This window comes from Mycobacterium sp. (assembly GCF_046330795.1).
Lineage (GTDB): Bacteria > Actinomycetota > Actinomycetes > Mycobacteriales > Mycobacteriaceae > Mycobacterium.
In genome coordinates this window covers 479,748-495,721 of the sequence record NZ_JAXLSA010000003.1, presented here as the reverse complement: position 1 = coordinate 495,721, position 15,974 = coordinate 479,748, and the positions used below count along the sequence as shown (strand labels likewise).

The window sequence follows — 15,974 nt, the reverse complement described above, 5'->3', positions numbered from 1 at the left end:
GCGCCAGCATCCGATCCGAGTCAGTTGGCCGGTTCGGCCAGTGTCGTGGTCACCACCGGCTCATTCTGCTGCTTGGTGGCCGTCGTCGGCGGAATCGTGGTGGTGATCGGTGCGGCCGTGGTGGTGGTCGTGGTGGTCGTCGTGGTCGAAGCCACCGTGGTGGTCGTCGTGGTCGGAGCCACGGTCGTGGTGATGGTGCTGGTGGCCGATGCGGCCGCGGGTTGCGACGACGTGGTGGCCGCGGTGGTCTCCACCGTCGTCGAGGCCGTGGTGCTCGGAGCCGCCGAAGTGGTGGTGGCCGCCGGAGCCGCCGAAGTGGTGGTTGTCGTCGGGGCCACCGAAGTGGTCGTCGTCGGGGCGGCGGACGTGGTGCTGGTGGCCGCGGGCGGAGTCGTCGTGGCCGACTCCCCCGAGGTCGTCGTGGTCGGCTCCCCCGAGGTCGTCGTGGTCGGCTCCCCCGAGGTCGTCGTGGTCGGCTCCCCCGAGGTCGTCGGAGAAGTGGACGTCGCAGACGTGCCGTCCGTCGTCGCCGACGTGGTCTCCGGTGACGTGGTGGCCTCGGTCGTCGTCGTGACGGCCGGCAACTCCATCAGCGTCACCCCGGGCGGCGGCGGCGCGGCCGGCTCACCGGGAGCCACCGATGGCAGGGTCGCGGCCGCGTCCCGCGTGCCGACCTTGACGCTCAGTTCGTTCCATTGCTGGATGAGATCGGTCTTGGTGCCCACGTCGTCGACACTCTGCACCTGGGTGCTGACGGCTGCCAGCTTCTGCTGCGCCTGATCCCAGTCGCCGTTGTCGATGAGCTGCTTGACCTGAGCCATCTCCGTCTGGGCGGCCAGCGCGACCTTGTCGTCACGGACCGACGTCTTCTCGCCGAACAGGGCGGTCTTCAGCCCGTACAACGAATCGCCCGGACCCGACCCCGCGACCACCGCGCCGAACCCGCCGATCGCCAGCACCGCAGCGGCGGTCGACGCGACCAGGGTCAGCCCCCGCCGGGCCGACTTGTCCCCCCGGCGGGACGTCTCCGGACCCTGGACGCGGCCGCGCTGCAGGGCGGTCTCGGCCTCGTCCTCGGACAGGATGTGGTCGATCGGCGGCCGGCGAACCCCGTCCCGCCACCCCTCGAGCAGCGCCACCAGGGCCTGCTCATCGGGATCGCCGGGGGTGAACCGGCGCTCGCCGGCGATGGCGTCCAGCAGCGCATCCGACTGCGCGATCGCTTCCAGCGACTCGAAATCAGCCACGGTCGTATCCCGTCGCCGAGATCTCGGTTTTCAGCCGCGCCAGCGCACGGTGCTGGGCGACGCGCACGGCGCCCGGGGTGCTGCCGACGGCGTCGGCCGTCTCCTCGGCCGACAGTCCGACGACCACGCGCAGGACCAGGATCTCCCGCTGCTTCTCCGGGAGCACGTTGAGCAACGCATCCATCCGGGCGGCGGAGTCGGCGTTGATGGCGAGCTGTTCGGGACCAGCCGCGACGTCGAGCCGCTCCGGCACGACCTCCGTGGGCTCGGCCCGGTTCCGGCCCGCGGCACGGTGCGCGTCAGCAACCTTGTGCGCCGCAATGCCGTACACGAAAGCAAGGAACGGACGTCCCTGATCCCGATACCGCGGCAGCGCCATCATGGCGGCCAAGCAAACCTCCTGAGCCACGTCGTCAGCTGAAAGACCACTTCGCTCCGTGGTTCCGACGCGGGCCCGGCAGTACCGGACCACGATCGGACGGATGGTCTCCAACACTTCGCGGAGCGCGTTACGATCGCCGGCCACCGCTTCAGCAACGACGACGTCGAGACGTTCTCCTGGAATTGTCATCGACGGCGATATCTCCAACGTTACGTACCGGACACATCCCGGCGGTGGGGCTCAGCTAGACAATAACGACCCGGAGCCGGACCAGCCGTCAGCCGCGCTGCCAGTGTCCGCCCCGATGTTCGACGAGGGCCGCCGACTCGTCGCGGATCACCTCTATATCCGGCCGGTCGTGAGCGGTGCTGCCGATGCCCGTCAGCAGGCTGGCCACCGCCCAGCGCAGCGGGATCAGCCCGTGCGCGGCGGTCCGTTCCAACAACCCGTCGGCCAGCGTCCGCGAGTCATCGAGCCGGCCCGCGCAGCACAGCGCCGCGGCCAGCACCACATTGCTCTTCGTCCGGTGCCGGACCGAGGCCAGCGGTTCGGCGAGTTCGACCCCGCGGCGCGCATGCATGACGGCCGCCGCACCGTCGCCGCTCGCCATCGCCAGCTCGGCACTGACCCACGCGAACCGGACGCCCGAGCGCGGTGGACCCGGCACCCCCTCGGCGGCGGCCAGCAGGGCGGCCGAGGTGGCCAGCCGGCCGACCCCCAGCGCGTCGGCGGCCAATCCGACCAGTGCGTCGGCCCGGGCCTGTGGGTCGGTGCCGGCACGGGCGAGCGCGCGGCCGTCCCAGTCCCGCGCCCGGTCGTGCCAGCCGAGCTGCCGCAACAGCGATGCCTGGGTACTGTGCGACAGGGACACCAGCGGCGCACCGGCCGTTCGGCGCAGCTCGGCCAGCTCGGCGAAGGCCGTGGCGTAGCGACCCTGACCGCCGGCGGCCACGGCACGCAGCCACCGCTGCTCGTCGGTCCGGGCGGCGGGCAACGGCCACTGCGACGGTGCGGCGCCGAACGCGGCGGCGGTCAGGTCGGGCACGGTTAACAGTTTGTCGTCACGGTGTTACGGCCATGTCAACTCCCCACCTGGCAGTAGAAATGCACTGTCGGACACTTTTCGGGCCGAACAGGACCGATTCAAGATCACCGCTGCCCGATTACCACCGGCCCGGTTACGAAACCCGGAAAACGATGAACGTGACGTAAATTCTCGAGCTGCCGATAGGACATTCGGCACATATGTCCGGTATTGACTGGCTTTCGTAACTGCACCTACCTTGAGGGCACGAGTAGTCACCGGCGACAGCACTCGGACCGTTTCCAGCCTCTGTACGCGAAAAGCGTGGCCACAGAGCGCAATCCAGGAAGGAACGTCCTAATGCCCCAGCCGCAGGAACTCCCGGGACCCAACGCCGATATCTGGGATTGGCAGATGCAGGGTCTGTGCCGCGGGGTCGACTCCGCGATGTTCTTCCACCCCGACGGAGAGCGCGGCCGGGCCCGCGCCCAGCGTGAGATGCGCGCCAAGGAGATGTGCCGGAGCTGTCCGGTGATCGCCGAATGCCGTTCGCACGCACTGGCCGTCGGCGAGCCGTACGGAATCTGGGGCGGCCTGTCCGAGTCCGAGCGCGAGCTCCTTCTCAAGCGGGGCATTCGCCGCACCGCCTGATCCGTCGCCGGTACCGTGATCGGACGATGACGATTCGTTGTCGGCCGGTCGGGGTACTTGCGGTGGCAGTCGCAGTACTGCTCGCGGCATCGGCACTGCCGGAGCCAGCGTCTGCGTATCGCGCACCCGTGATCGCCGGTCCCCTCGCGTCCCTGTTGAGCGCTTCGCGTGATCTCGGCCCGTCGGGGGCCGGCGATGCGCAGCTGACCGTGTCGCTGACGCGATCGGACCGGACCGATTCCCTGTCCAGCTGGGCCCGGGGCCGCCGTCTCGATGTGCGGTGGCAACCCGGCGACGAGTGGGCGATCGTGCACGGCGCGGCCCGGGACCTGGCACGGGCCTTCGACGTGCCCATCCACGACTATCGCGGTCGCCGCAATCAGGTGTTCTACGCATCGGCGCGGCAACCCGCCGTCCCGGCCGCACTCGCCGGCGACGTGTCCGCGGTCGGCCGGATCCTCAGTTACACCCCGCATCGCATGGCGCGCCCGCCGGCGCCCCGCGACGTCCCGCCCCACGGCCTGACCCCGCAGGCCCTGCTCACCACCTACAACGCGGCACCGCTGGCGGCAGCCGGGCACACCGGCCAGGGCGCGACCATTGTGTTCTTCGCGTTCGACGGATACGACCAGGCCGACCTCGACGCCTTCGCCGACCTCTCCGGGCTGCCGCGGTTCACCCCCGTGGTGGTCGGCGGCCGGCCCGACCAGGTGCACGGCGAGACGGCGATGGACCTCCAGGTGGCGCACGCCATCGCGCCCGACGCGCGGCTCGTGGTGGTCAACGCCCGCCCGACGGTCGAGGGCGGCGGCACCTTCGAGAAACTGAGCCAGCTGTTCACCGAGGCGGACCGGCAGTTTCCCGGCGCGGTCTGGAGCCTGTCGATCGGCTGGGGCTGCGAGAAGATCGTCACCGCCACCGACCTCGCCCCGGTCCGCTCCGCCCTGAGCCGGGCACACCGGAACGGTACCTCGGCCTTCGACGCCAGCGGCGATACCGCTGGGCTGGAATGCAAAGGCGGCGAAGACTTTTCGTCACCGCCCGGGGCGCAGGACGTCGGCGTGGACGCGGTGGCATCGGTGCCGGAGATGACGTCGGTCGGCGGTACCACGCTGTCGACGGATCCGCAGGGCCGGTGGCTGGCCGAGCACGCCTGGACCGACGTCCCGATGTCCCAGGGCACCAGTGGCGGCGTCACCACGCTGTTCGATCGCCCGCTGTTCCAGCGGGCGGTGTCCACGGCCCGGGACACCGCACATCGGCTGGTACCCGATGTGGCCGCGGTGGCCGACCCGTTCACTGGCGTCCGGATGGTCTACGACGGACGGGTGGTGCTCGGTGGCGGCACGTCCCAGGCCGCACCGATCTGGGCCGCGCTGACCGTCTTGATGAACCAGTACGTCATCGCACACGGCGGCAAGCGGCTGGGCGATCTGAATCCCCTGTTGTACCGGGTTGCGGCGGGCTCGAAGCTGCCGGCGTTCCGGGAGATCAACCTCGGCAGCAACGCCGTCGACGTCGCCGCCGCGGGATATGACCTGCTGACCGGGCTCGGCAGCCCGAACGTCGCCAACCTGGCACGCGAGTTGCTGGACGCACAGAACTCCACCCGCCCATGACCTCTCGGCTGCGGCTCGACCCGTTCGTGGTGGAGCCACGCGAACGGGTGCTACGCCCGTGGCTGGCCAGTTCGCTGTTCCCCCAACTGCCGGGCCGATCGCGCACCCCGTTCCGCATCGGCCTGGTCGTGCTGCTGGTGCTGGTGGCCGCCTTCGCCCTGCTGCGCTGGCAGGCGCCGATGATCGCGATCGCGGCATTCGGCTTCCCGATGTTGTTCATCGCCTACCTGCGTGAGATCGGTGTGAGTGAGCGCATCCCGCTGCGCATGCTGTTCCTGGCCGCGGCGATCGGTGCCGCGCTGGGCGCCGGCTGGGCCTACCTCGCCGGCACGGTGTTCGCCGACGGCTACGACGTCGCGCTGGGATTCGAGGTGGCAGCAGGGCCGAATGTGGTTCGCGCAGTTGCCATTTCGATTATCGAGGTCGTGCTGATGCTGCTGCCCGCGGCCATCGTGCGGATGGTATTCAGGTCACCCCTGGCCGCGCTGGACGGCTATGCGGTCGGGGCGGCCGGCGCCACCGCATTCACGGCGGCCGCCACCGTCATCTTCCTGTTCCCGCAACTGTCCGCCGGGATGGTGGCCGACGGCCGTTCCCTCGACGGGATCCTCGTCGAGGCAGGCATCCAGGGCGCGGCGATGCCGCTGGCCAGCGCGGCGGTGGGCGGGGCCTTCGGCATCGTGCTCTGGTTCACCGGTGGCCGGGCGTTGGTGGCGGTGGTGCTGTGTGCCCTGGTGCTGTTCACCGGATTCGGCCTGTTGGACGTCTCGCCGTTCTCCAATACCTGGTACGTGGCCGGTTACCTGGTGATCAGCGTGCTCGCGATGATCGGATTGCGGATCGCGATCCAGGCCGCCCTGCTGTACGGGCCGGCGTCGCCATCGATCCCGGTCCGCGACACCCGCGTGCTGGCCACCACCGTCGGCGGGGTGGCCGTCGCCGCCGTCGTGACAACCGTTGTCGCACTGGCGATGACGCCCGGCGTGGCCCCCTACCGCTGCCCGCCCGAATGTGGGCGCCCGCCCATCGGCGAACCGGTCGAGACGAATCCCCGTTACACGGCCGACGACGGTGCATTCTCGGTCAACCATCCCGGCGAGGGCAGCGCGTACCGGGCCACGTACAACGGCAACGGGATCGTGCTGCGGTATGTCGGCGGCGACACCGGAACCCTCGTGCTGTTCGGCGAACCGGCGCAGAACCGGCCGCCACAGGACATCGCCCAGGCGTTGATCGAGGAGAAGTACCCGAATGCCACCGTCGCCTATGAGATCCCGAACGCCTCAGTGGGTTATCAGCCGGGCTACGGCGTGGCGGCCGACGAGTATCCGCAGAACTCCACCGGCAAGTACGCGCGGCTGCGGATCATGGTGCTGGTTGCCGTCAAACACGATTACGCCCTGATCGCGGCCGCGGTCGGCCCGTACCGCCGGTTCACCCCTGACTACGGATCCGGCCACCCGTCGCCGGCCAATCTGGAACTGGCCAGGGATATGGGCAAGTACGTCAACAGTTTTCGGTGGCGCGGCGACCGCGAGGTGGGCGGTTCGTAGAACGCGTCAGCGACCGGTGGTAACGCGGAAGATCTCCATCTCCTCGGGCAGTCCCTTGAGACTGCGCTCCCCCCGGCTCTCGAACTGCAGACCGGAACCGGCCGACAGATCACGAACCGTACGACTGGTCAGGACCTCGTCCGGACCCGCCAGCGCACCGACGCGGGCTCCGATGTGGACCGCTACGCCGCTCCATTCGTCGCCACGTCGCTCACACTCGCCGATATGCACGCCCGCCCGGATCCTCAGCCCACGTGCGCCGAGGGCAGGGATCAGGTCCAGCGCACAACGAGCCGCCTTGGTGGGCCCGTCGAACAGCGCGAAGATCCCGTCGCCGGTGTGCTTCACCCGCCGGCCGCCGTACTTCTCCAACAGCCAGTCGACAACCTTGTCGTGGGTGTCGAGTTGCTGGCGCCACGTGGAATCACCCACCGAGCTCAATTGTTCGGTCGATCCGACGATGTCGGTGAACAGAACGGTCGCGAGCACGCGCTCGTCGACGGCGTGAATGCCGGGCGTCTCGGCAACAAAATCACGGATCGCCGATCCCAGCACGTCGTCGATCAGCGAATGCGGCCCCGCCGGCAAGGCCGCGAATCGAGCGGCAGGCATGGCGGCGGCCAACGCCGCCGCGGCCTCGAACGGAGCCACCTGGTCGTCGGGGCGTGCCAGAACCAGAGCGGGAGTGTGGATCGAGGTCAGGATTCCACGGACATCGATCTCCAGCAGCGCCTGCCACAACCACGCCGCCATGGTCGGACTCGCGCTGGTCCTTTGGTACCGACCATAGAAATCGCGGAACCCGGGAACATCGGCGATCTCACCGAAGAATAGTTCAGCCAATGCGCCTTCGCCCCAATGGCTTTCGATATTCGCCAGATGGCCTGCCTTCTGCTCGGCGGTGAACCCCCAGGGATGATCGGGCAACTCCTGCGAGAACCGCGCGGCCACGCCATACATCACCAGCGACCGCACTCGTTCCGGGAAGGTCGCCGCGAACAGCAGACTCATCGGGCCACCCTCGGACATGCCGAACAGAGTCGGCCGTTCGACCCCGGCAGCATCGAGCACGGCATGGAGGTCATCCATCCGCTCGTCCAGCGACGGAACCTGGGTGGCCGGGTCCGACAGCCCGGTGCCGCGCTTGTCCCACACCACCACCTTGCACACCGTTGTCAGCTGCTCCACGACTGCCGTGAACGGACTCATGGGGTCGTCGTACTGCTCCACGTTGCTGAACCAACCAGGGATCCAGACGAGGCTTGTGTCGGATTCGCCGAACTCGCGGTACGCAAGCCGGGTCTGCCCGTTGCGCGCATACCGCACCCGCCCGTCCATTCCAACATCTTGGCATTCAGAGGTGGCGTTCGAACGCGCGTCTGGCCAGACCGAGGACCGGCTGGCGGCTCGCGAGTCCCTCGATCCGGTTGAGACCGTAGACCTGCACTTCTGCCGACTTTCCTTTCAGAGCGTGGATTCCTCGGTCGGTCAGCCGTGAGATGTCGATCCCATGTCCACTGCAAGACACGGTCCATGGCTGAGGGTACCGCCGTGCGGTATCAGTCCCGCGGGCATCGGCCCATCGGAACGACCATCGGCACCTCACGCCGGTACCGGCGGTATGGATCACCCAGCGACTCGGAGAGATCGCGCTCCTCGATCCGGATCGCGGCCAGGATGTAGCCGGTCGTCGCCGCGGCGAACAGGAGGTGACCCGCGGTCATCGTCGGCGCGGCCCAGAACGCGAGCAGGAAGCCCAGCATCATCGGATGCCGGACCAGCCGGTACAGCAGCGGGGTGCGGAATCCCGTCCCGGCGAATCGCCGGCCCCGCCAGTGCGTGAAAACCTGCTGCAGCCCGAACAATTCGAAGTGGTTGATCATGAAGGTGGTGGCGAGCACGGTCAGCCAGCCGACGGCCGCGACCGTCCACACCGCCGTGCGTGCGATCGGTTGTCCGATGTCCCAGACCGTGCCGTCGATCGTGCGCCACTGCCAGCACAACAGGCCCAGCGCCGCACTGGCGGCGAGCACGAACGTGCTGCGTTCGACGGCCTGCGGCACGATCCCCGTCCACCATCGTTTGAATGCCGGCCTGGCCATGATGCTGTGCTGGGCGGCAAAGATCCCGAGCAGCGCGAGATTGACCGCGATCGCCGAAACCGGTGGGCCGGCGACGCCACGGTCGACGGTGCGTGGGACGAGGATCCCCAGCACGAACAGCACGGCGTAGCCGAACGAGGCGAGGAACGCCAGATAGCACAGAGCGCCGTACGCGATCACCATCCCACGGGTGATGGCGACGGTTCGAATTGTCGTTGTCATGTGTCCAATGGTCGGCGGAGAGCCGGGCCGGCACATGGGGCGGCTGCCTCAATCAGCGTGCGGTCAGCCCGTTCTGCAGCGCGTACAGGCTGGCGCCGATCCGGTTGGAGACACCGATCTTGGCGTAGGTCCGTTCGACGTGGTTGCGGGCCGTCTTCTCGCTGATCACCAGGGCGGCGGCGATCTCCTTGTTCGACGCACCGGTGGCCACCAGGCGCAGGACCTCGACCTCGCGCGGCGTCAGCCGGTCCGGCCGCGGGTGCGGGCGGACGTCCCGATGGCCGGCGGCCACCAGGACCGCCTCGGCGGCGGTCGCGTCCAGTTCGCCGGCGTCGGCCCTGGCCCGGAGCCGACGCTGGGCGTCACCGGCCGACATCGGCGCGCGGTACGGCCGGGGCTCCCGCGCCGATTGGTACCCGACGGCGGCGGCCAGGATACGGTCCGGCAGCCCGAGCGTCGGCCCGGTCAGTCCGCGCGGGTAACCGGTGCCGTTGACACACTCATGGTGATTCCCGGCCAGCGCCGCGATCTCCTGCAGACCGCTGACCTGGCTGAGGATCCGGACGGTCAGGTACGGGTGCAGGCGGACACGTTCGAACTCACCGGCGCTCAGCGCCGACGCCTTGGACCACACCTGGTTCGAGACGCCGATCCGGCCCAGGTCGTGGACATGGCCCGCACGGCGGATCATCCTGACCGTCGGCGCGTCCAGCCCGGCGACCGTTGCCGCGCCCGCCGCCAGTTCGGCCACCGCACGCGAATGCCCCAGTGTGAAAGGGCATTTCAGATCGACGAAGTCGCCCAGCGCCTCCAGCAGCGCATCCAGCGCGTCGTCGTCGAGACCCTGGGTGCGGTCGGGCGCCTCCCGCAGCGCGACGTTCCAGATGTCGCCCACCCCGGGTCCGGCCAGGATCCGTTCGGCGTCGTCGACGAAGGCATCCGCGATGCGCGGGTCGAACTGTCCGCCGCGCCGCGACCGCACCATCGCGATCGCGCCCTGCACCCCCAGCGCGCGGTGATGCACCTCGACCATGTCGGCCAGCTGGGCGATGCGGACCGCGACCGAAATGGCGTCGCCCGCAGCGCCGGCGGGCAGTCCGCCGCCGTCGTACCGTTCGAAGGTGAACCCGAGGGCGTGCTGAACGTCGGCGCCCAGGCCCATCCGTTCGGCGAGCAGGGACGCCGAGGTGCAATGCGAATGGATCAACCGGGACAACTGACCGCGGGCGTTGACGAACAGTGCAGCCATCACCACCAGACGCCGCGAAAGTGATTCTCCGCGTGCGACATTGGACAGCAGGAATTTCAGATACGGCACCCCGGACCAGTCCACCAGATACGAGTCGTGCCGAACGGCGATATCGTCGCCGAACCAGCGCGCGTACTCGTGCGAATCGGCATGGCAACCGATCCACATGATCAGTGAGGTGTAGTACACGCAGCCGCGCTCACCGGCATCCAGGCCCAGGCGGTCCGCGATCCGGGTCCCGATCAACGCCGACCGCAGCATGTGCTCGGCGGGCTGGCCCAGGCCGAGGTCCACCGCCACCGACAGCGCCGCCAGCAGTTCGGCGCGCGTTGGACCTGTCCCGGTGTCCATCAGATCAACTGTGCCGCACCCCGGTGCCGCGTGGGGTCGAAGGCCTCGAATCGGCCCTGCCCCACGACCGCGAGACCGCGCTGGGGTGCCCAGAATCCGCCGAGCCGTGCCTGCTCGGGCAGGGGTTGCGGCTCGCCCAGGTCATGGCCCTGCAGCGTCGCATGCGCCGACGCGACCGCCCACAGCTGCTTGGGGGCGATCCGGAACCGCTGGCCGTTCGGCATCGTGCCGACCAGCCGGACCCTGCCCGCCCCCAGCACCGGGCCGGCTAGCGACCCCAGCACACCGAGCGCGCCGGGGCTGGTCCACAGCGACTCCGGCAGCCTCGAGCCCACCCGGGTGAACATCCTGGTGGCCGTCGTGTGACGCAATTCGATTGTCCACGTAAGGATCTCGGGAATCTCGACGGTCAGGGTGAATTCGCCGGTCCAGATCACCTCGATCGGGCACACCACGGCAACGTTGGGGGTCGCCGAACTGAAGTAGCGCGCGCAGCTGTGCTCCGGGGCACTGGTGGCGTAGAACGTCCACATGCCGCCGGGGTCGCGGTGCCACACCGACCGGTAGCCCGCCGCGCCCGGCAGGAACGACGCGGCCGGGAAGTCGCGGAACGAGAGATAGTGACCGCTGGCGAACGGCAGCCCCATGACACCGAACCCGGTGACGGTCTCGTCGGGTCCCGCCGGTAGGCGCGGGTCGTGCGCGACGGCTGTCGCTGCGGTACGGGGAGAGATGATCGTGTTCATGGCATCAGGATTCCGCCGTGAACCGGTGCACGCATGGGGCGTCTGCCCCAATCAGGACCAGTCGAGACCGAAGATCCGGATCGGCGCCGACTTCCCCTTCAACATGTGGGATCCCCGATCGATGAGCCCGGGCGGTCGAACGGACAGGGCGTCCACGCAGGCCTCGGTCAGCAGAATCGCATCACCGGTGGTCTTGGTGAGTTGCTCGACCCGCGCAGCGACATTGGTGGTGTCTCCGATCAACGCGAACTCGAGATGGCCGCCGCCGCCGATGGTGCCGGCGATGCCCTTGCCGGTGTTGATCCCGATGCCGATTCGGAGGGTCCCACCGAATCGCTCGGCGACTGCCCGGTGAATCCGCACCGCGGCACCGACCGCGGCGTCGGCATGATCGGGCAGGTCGTTCGGGGCGCCGAAGACGGTCATCGCACCGTCCCCCAGGAACTTGTTGACATGCCCCCCGGCACCGACCACGGCGGGCACCAGGATCTCGAACAGGCCGTTGAGACGGGCGACCACATCCTCGGCAGGGTGCGCTTCGGCGAACGGCGTGAAATCCCGGACATCGACGAACATCACCGTCACCTCCCTGCGCTCACCGGCGAAGACTTCATCTGCTTGGTCGAGCAGCCGCTGGGCCAGTGCCGGGTCCACATAGGTGCCGAACGCGCTCTGAAGTCGTTGCCGCTCGGCCAAACCCGCCTGCATCCGGTTGAACGACGCCGCCAACGCACCCAGATCGTCGTCCTGGACCACGGGGAGTCGCCGGCCGTAATCGCCGGCGGCCACGCGCTCGGTCGCCTCGGCGAGGTCGCGGACCGGACGCAGGAGAGGTGAGATGGTCATGATCGTCAGCGGACCGGAAATGAGGGTGATCACACCCCCGATGACGACGGCGACGACGGGATCCTCGCGGACCCGATCGACAACGGACGCCGTGAACGCACCGCCGATGGCAAAGCCGAACCCGATTCCGAGGACGGCAGCGTTCGACCAGTCGGCAATCGTCGGACGGGACCGCGGCAGGGCATCGCCGATTGCGGTGCCACCGGCAACCGCCGCCCGCACCGGACGCCAGGCACCCTCGACGAACGCGTGCACACCGAGGAAGGAAATGGCCGCGCCGTACGTCACACCGACAATCCCGTACTGCACCAGGCGCCATTCGTCCGCCCCGGCGATCATCCCGACCCAAACGCCGAGCAGGGTCGCCCACACCGCATCCGTCACGACCACACGGAGAATTGCTTTGCGCGAGAAAGTGAACGTAGCGCGCAGCACGGCTACCGGATCCGTCCGGTCGCCCGCGGCCCATCGCTGCACCAGTCGCATCTCCCGTGAGAAGGGCAGCACGAATATGTACGCCCGAACGAGCAACGCGACCGCAGTGACCAGTACCGCCATCCCGTAGCGGTGGGAGTCCTCGAACGCCACGATGATCAACGAGAACGCGAGGTACGCCGTCATTCCCGAGACGTAGACGAGCACGAAGATCGCCCATGGAAATACCCGCCCACATCGATCCCACACCCATTGGAAGAATCGGTCCATGCGGCGAGGCTAATCCTCCCGGACGCCGAACGGTCCTGCTATCGAGCCAGCCCGTAGACCTGGAGCGTCGCCGACTTACCCTTCAGCACATGGGATCCCCGATCGATCAGGCCGGGCGGCCGCGCGGCGAGGGCGTCCACACATGCGTCGGTCAGCAGGATCGCATCACCGGTGGTCTTGGTGAGTTGCTCGACCCGGGCCGCCACGTTGACGGTGTCACCGATCAAGGTGAACTCCAATTTGCCCGCCGCGCCGATGGTCCCGGCGATGACCTTGCCGGTGTTGATCCCGATACCGATACGCAATGCCGCACCGAAGCGTTCGGCGACGCGACGCGCTATCAGCAATGCGGAAGACACCGCCGCATCGGCATGATGCTCGAGGTCGTTCGGGGCGCCGAACACTGCCAATGCACCGTCGCCGAGGAACTTGTTCACATGCCCACCGGCATCCACGACGGCGGGGACCACGATCTCGAAGAGGGCATTGAGTCGGGCGACAGCATCCTCCGCGGTGTTCGCTTCGGCGAACGGCGTGAAGTCCCGGATGTCGACGAACATCACCGTGACCTCGCGGCGCTCCCCGCTGAACACATCGTCACCCTGCTCCAACAACCGCTGTGCGAGCGCGGGATCCACATAGGTGCCGAAGGCGCTCTGAAGTCGTTGCCGCTCGGCCAAACCCGCCTGCATCCGGTTGAACGACGCCGCAAGCGCTCCCAAGTCATCGTCCTGGACCACTGGCAATCGCAGTGTGTAGTCACCAGCTGCGACACGTTCGGTGCCGCTGGCCAGATCGCGAATCGGTCGCAAGGACGGTGACACGATGCCGCCGACGGTGATCGGCCAAGCGATACCGATTGCCACGCAACCGATCAGGACAAGCAGTACCGGGAACTTGCCGGCGGGATCCCACACGATGCCCAGCATCGCGCCGATGACGGTGAAGCCGAACAGTGCGCCCAGCATTGCAGCGTTGAGCCACCCTCCGAACGTCGGCCGTGAGCGGGGCAGATCGTCACCGATTACGGTATCGGCGGCGAGGGCGGCTCGAACCGGACGCATCGCTCCTTGCACCGACGTGTGCATACCGAGCAGCGCCATCGCGAAACCCAGTGCGGCGCCCAGGATTCCGTACTGGACCAGCCGCCATTCCGTCGCTCCCGCCACTGCGCCGACGGAAGCCGTGAACAGTGCGGTCCAGACAGGCAGGAACCAGATCGCTCGGACACTCGCGGCTCGGGACCACGCGTACGTGTCGGCCAGTGCTTCCATGCGCCCGACCTCGCGGCCGGCGGCCCACTGATGCGCCCGACGAAACATCCGGCTGGCGGGAAGTATCGATACCGACGCATTCACCAGGACGGCGATTACGGTGACCACCACCGCCGCGAGGTAGCGATCCGAGTTCTCGAAAGCGACCAGAAGCTGCGACCACAGGATGTAGACCAACAGCATCGAGGCCAACGTGACTGCCCATATCGCCCACGAATACCTTGGTCCACACGAATCCCACGCCCTCTGCCAGAGACGGTCCATGCCGAGAACAAAACACCCCCGGCCGCACTGGCCGGGGGTGTTTTGAACTACTTCCTAGTGCGCGTGCCCGTGATGCCCATGGCCGGCGTGCTCGTCGGCCTCGGCGGGCTTGTCGACGACCGCCGTCTCGGTGGTCAGCACCATGCGGGCCACCGACGCGGCGTTGAGCACCGCGGAGCGGGTCACCTTGACCGGATCGATGACGCCCTGGGCCACCAGGTCGCCGTACTCCAGCGTCGCGGCGTTCAGACCGTGACCCGCGGGCAGTTCGCCGACCTTGCTGACCACGACGGCACCGTCGAGGCCGGCGTTGGTGGCGATCCAGAACAGCGGTGCAGTCACCGCGCTCTTGAACACCTCCACACCGGTGGCCTCGTCGCCGGACAGCGACGCTTTCAGGTCGTCGAGCACCTTGGCGGCCTGCACCAGCGCGGTGCCGCCACCGGACACAATGCCCTCCTCGACCGCAGCCTTGGCGGCGTGGACGGCGTCCTCGACGTTCTCCTTGCGCTTCTTGAGCGCGGTCTCGGTGGCCGCACCGACCTTGATGACGGCGACGCCGCCGGCCAGTTTGGCGAGGCGCTCCTCGAGCTTCTCGCGGTCCCAATCGGAGTCGGTGGACTCGATCTCGGCCTTGAGCTGCTTGACCCGACCGGCAACGGCCTCCGTGGTGCCGCCGCCGTCGACGATGACGGTGTCGTCCTTGCTGACCACCACACGCCGCGCGGTGCCCAGCACGTCGAGGCCGGCCTCACGCAACAGCAGACCGACATCGGGGTTGACCACCTGCGCGCCGGTCACAACCGCGAGATCCTCCAGGAACGCCTTGCGCCGGTCGCCGAAGAACGGTGCCTTGACCGCAACAGCCTTGAGCGTCTTGCGAATTGCGTTCACCACCAGGGTGGACAGCGGCTCGCCCTCGACATCCTCGGCGACGATCAGCAGCGGCTTGCCCGACTCGGCGACCTTCTCCAGCAACGGCAGCAGATCCGGCAGCGAGCTGATCTTGTCGCGGTGCAGCAGGATGTAGGCGTCCTCGAGGACGGCCTCCTGCAGGTCGAAATCGGTGACGAAGTAGGCCGACAGGTAACCCTTGTCGAAGCCGACACCGTCGGTGATCTCCAGCTCGGTGTTCAGGGTCGAGGACTCCTCGACGGTGACGACGCCGTCAGTGCCGACCTTGGTCATGGCCTCGCCGACCATTTCGCCGATCTCCTCGTCGCGAGAGGACACCGTGGCCACCTGGGCGATGGCGGTCTTGCCGTCGACCGGCTTGGCCGCGGCGAGCAGCGCCTCCGATACCGCATCGGCCGCCTTGCCGATACCCAGACCGAGTGCCATCGGGTTCGCCCCGGCGGCGATGTTGCGCAGACCCGCCTTGATGATGGCCTGGGCCAGCACGGTGGCGGTGGTGGTGCCGTCGCCGGCGACGTCGTTGGTCTTGGTCGCGACCGACTTGACCAGTTGAGCACCGAGGTTCTCGAACGGATCCTCGAGGTCGATCTCACGGGCGATGGTCACACCGTCGTTGGTGACGGTCGGGCCGCCCCACGACTTGGCCAGCACGACGTAGCGGCCACGCGGACCCAGGGTGATCTTGACCGCGTCGGCGAGCTTGTCGACGCCGACCTCCATGGCGCGGCGGGCGGTCTCGTTGAATTCAATCTGCTTGCTCATGAATTTCTTTCGCTAAGACATGCAACGCCCCGGACAGCACTAGGTTGTCCGGGGCGCCGACA

Annotated in this window: 13 protein-coding genes; 3 read left to right on the top strand and 10 right to left on the bottom strand. The window is 68.3% G+C overall.

Annotated features, from left to right (window positions below):
• Window positions 1-20: 20 nt before the first annotated feature.
• The 3 genes from U0R18_RS13835 to U0R18_RS13825 all read right to left on the bottom strand — a co-directional run bounded on the left by U0R18_RS13835 (window position 21) and on the right by U0R18_RS13825 (window position 2,683).
• Window positions 21-1,247 (bottom strand): anti-sigma-D factor RsdA, encoded by a 1,227-nt coding sequence (locus U0R18_RS13835; RefSeq protein WP_526369205.1) that lies wholly within the window; start codon window positions 1,245-1,247, stop codon window positions 21-23.
• Complete coding sequence (locus U0R18_RS13830) at window positions 1,240-1,818, bottom strand: RNA polymerase sigma factor (protein WP_526369203.1); 579 nt, start codon at window positions 1,816-1,818, stop codon at window positions 1,240-1,242. Before U0R18_RS13830 ends, U0R18_RS13835 begins: the two co-directional genes overlap by 8 nt.
• A gap of 88 nt (window positions 1,819-1,906) precedes the next feature.
• On the bottom strand, window positions 1,907-2,683 hold the full coding sequence (locus tag U0R18_RS13825; RefSeq protein WP_526369541.1) for a hypothetical protein: 777 nt from the start codon (window positions 2,681-2,683) through the stop codon (window positions 1,907-1,909).
• A gap of 330 nt (window positions 2,684-3,013) precedes the next feature.
• Here U0R18_RS13825 and U0R18_RS13820 point away from each other — a divergent pair, with 330 nt between their 5' ends.
• From U0R18_RS13820 to U0R18_RS13810, 3 genes are read left to right on the top strand one after another with little or no spacing between them, the layout of a single operon-like run.
• Entirely contained in the window at window positions 3,014-3,304 is a 291-nt protein-coding gene (locus tag U0R18_RS13820; RefSeq protein ID WP_526369201.1) for a WhiB family transcriptional regulator, read from the top strand.
• Between the two features lie 26 nt (window positions 3,305-3,330).
• Window positions 3,331-4,923: a S53 family peptidase gene (locus U0R18_RS13815; protein ID WP_526369198.1), complete on the top strand. Its 1,593-nt coding sequence runs from the start codon at window positions 3,331-3,333 to the stop codon at window positions 4,921-4,923.
• A complete protein-coding gene (locus U0R18_RS13810) occupies window positions 4,920-6,476 on the top strand; it encodes a zinc ribbon domain-containing protein (RefSeq protein ID WP_526369196.1) in 1,557 nt (518 codons plus the stop codon). Before U0R18_RS13815 ends, U0R18_RS13810 begins: the two co-directional genes overlap by 4 nt.
• Before the next feature lie 6 nt (window positions 6,477-6,482).
• On the opposite strand, the gene U0R18_RS13805 is transcribed toward U0R18_RS13810, so the two are convergent.
• The 7 genes from U0R18_RS13805 to groL all read right to left on the bottom strand — a co-directional run bounded on the left by U0R18_RS13805 (window position 6,483) and on the right by groL (window position 15,912).
• The gene (locus U0R18_RS13805; protein WP_526369194.1) at window positions 6,483-7,814 is read right to left on the bottom strand and encodes an adenylate/guanylate cyclase domain-containing protein; all 1,332 of its coding nucleotides are present in this window, start codon (window positions 7,812-7,814) and stop codon (window positions 6,483-6,485) included.
• Window positions 7,815-8,035: 221 nt separating this feature from the next.
• Entirely contained in the window at window positions 8,036-8,773 is a 738-nt protein-coding gene (mddA, locus tag U0R18_RS13800; RefSeq protein WP_526369539.1) for a methanethiol S-methyltransferase, read from the bottom strand.
• Between the two features lie 79 nt (window positions 8,774-8,852).
• Window positions 8,853-10,400, bottom strand: a complete 1,548-nt coding sequence (locus U0R18_RS13795) for an HD domain-containing phosphohydrolase (protein WP_526369192.1) — start codon at window positions 10,398-10,400, stop codon at window positions 8,853-8,855.
• Window positions 10,400-11,146, bottom strand: a complete 747-nt coding sequence (locus U0R18_RS13790) for a hypothetical protein (RefSeq protein ID WP_526369190.1) — start codon at window positions 11,144-11,146, stop codon at window positions 10,400-10,402. Before U0R18_RS13790 ends, U0R18_RS13795 begins: the two co-directional genes overlap by 1 nt.
• Before the next feature lie 51 nt (window positions 11,147-11,197).
• The gene (locus U0R18_RS13785; protein WP_526369188.1) at window positions 11,198-12,697 is read right to left on the bottom strand and encodes an adenylate/guanylate cyclase domain-containing protein; all 1,500 of its coding nucleotides are present in this window, start codon (window positions 12,695-12,697) and stop codon (window positions 11,198-11,200) included.
• A 38-nt stretch (window positions 12,698-12,735) separates the two neighbouring features.
• Window positions 12,736-14,235, bottom strand: coding sequence for an adenylate/guanylate cyclase domain-containing protein (locus tag U0R18_RS13780; RefSeq protein WP_526369186.1), 1,500 nt, complete (start codon window positions 14,233-14,235; stop codon window positions 12,736-12,738).
• 54 nt (window positions 14,236-14,289) lie between these two features.
• Window positions 14,290-15,912 carry a chaperonin GroEL gene (gene groL, locus U0R18_RS13775; RefSeq protein ID WP_526369184.1) on the bottom strand — a complete coding sequence of 541 codons (1,623 nt, stop codon included), beginning with the start codon at window positions 15,910-15,912 and terminating at the stop codon, window positions 14,290-14,292.
• Between the last annotated feature and the right edge of the window lie 62 nt (window positions 15,913-15,974).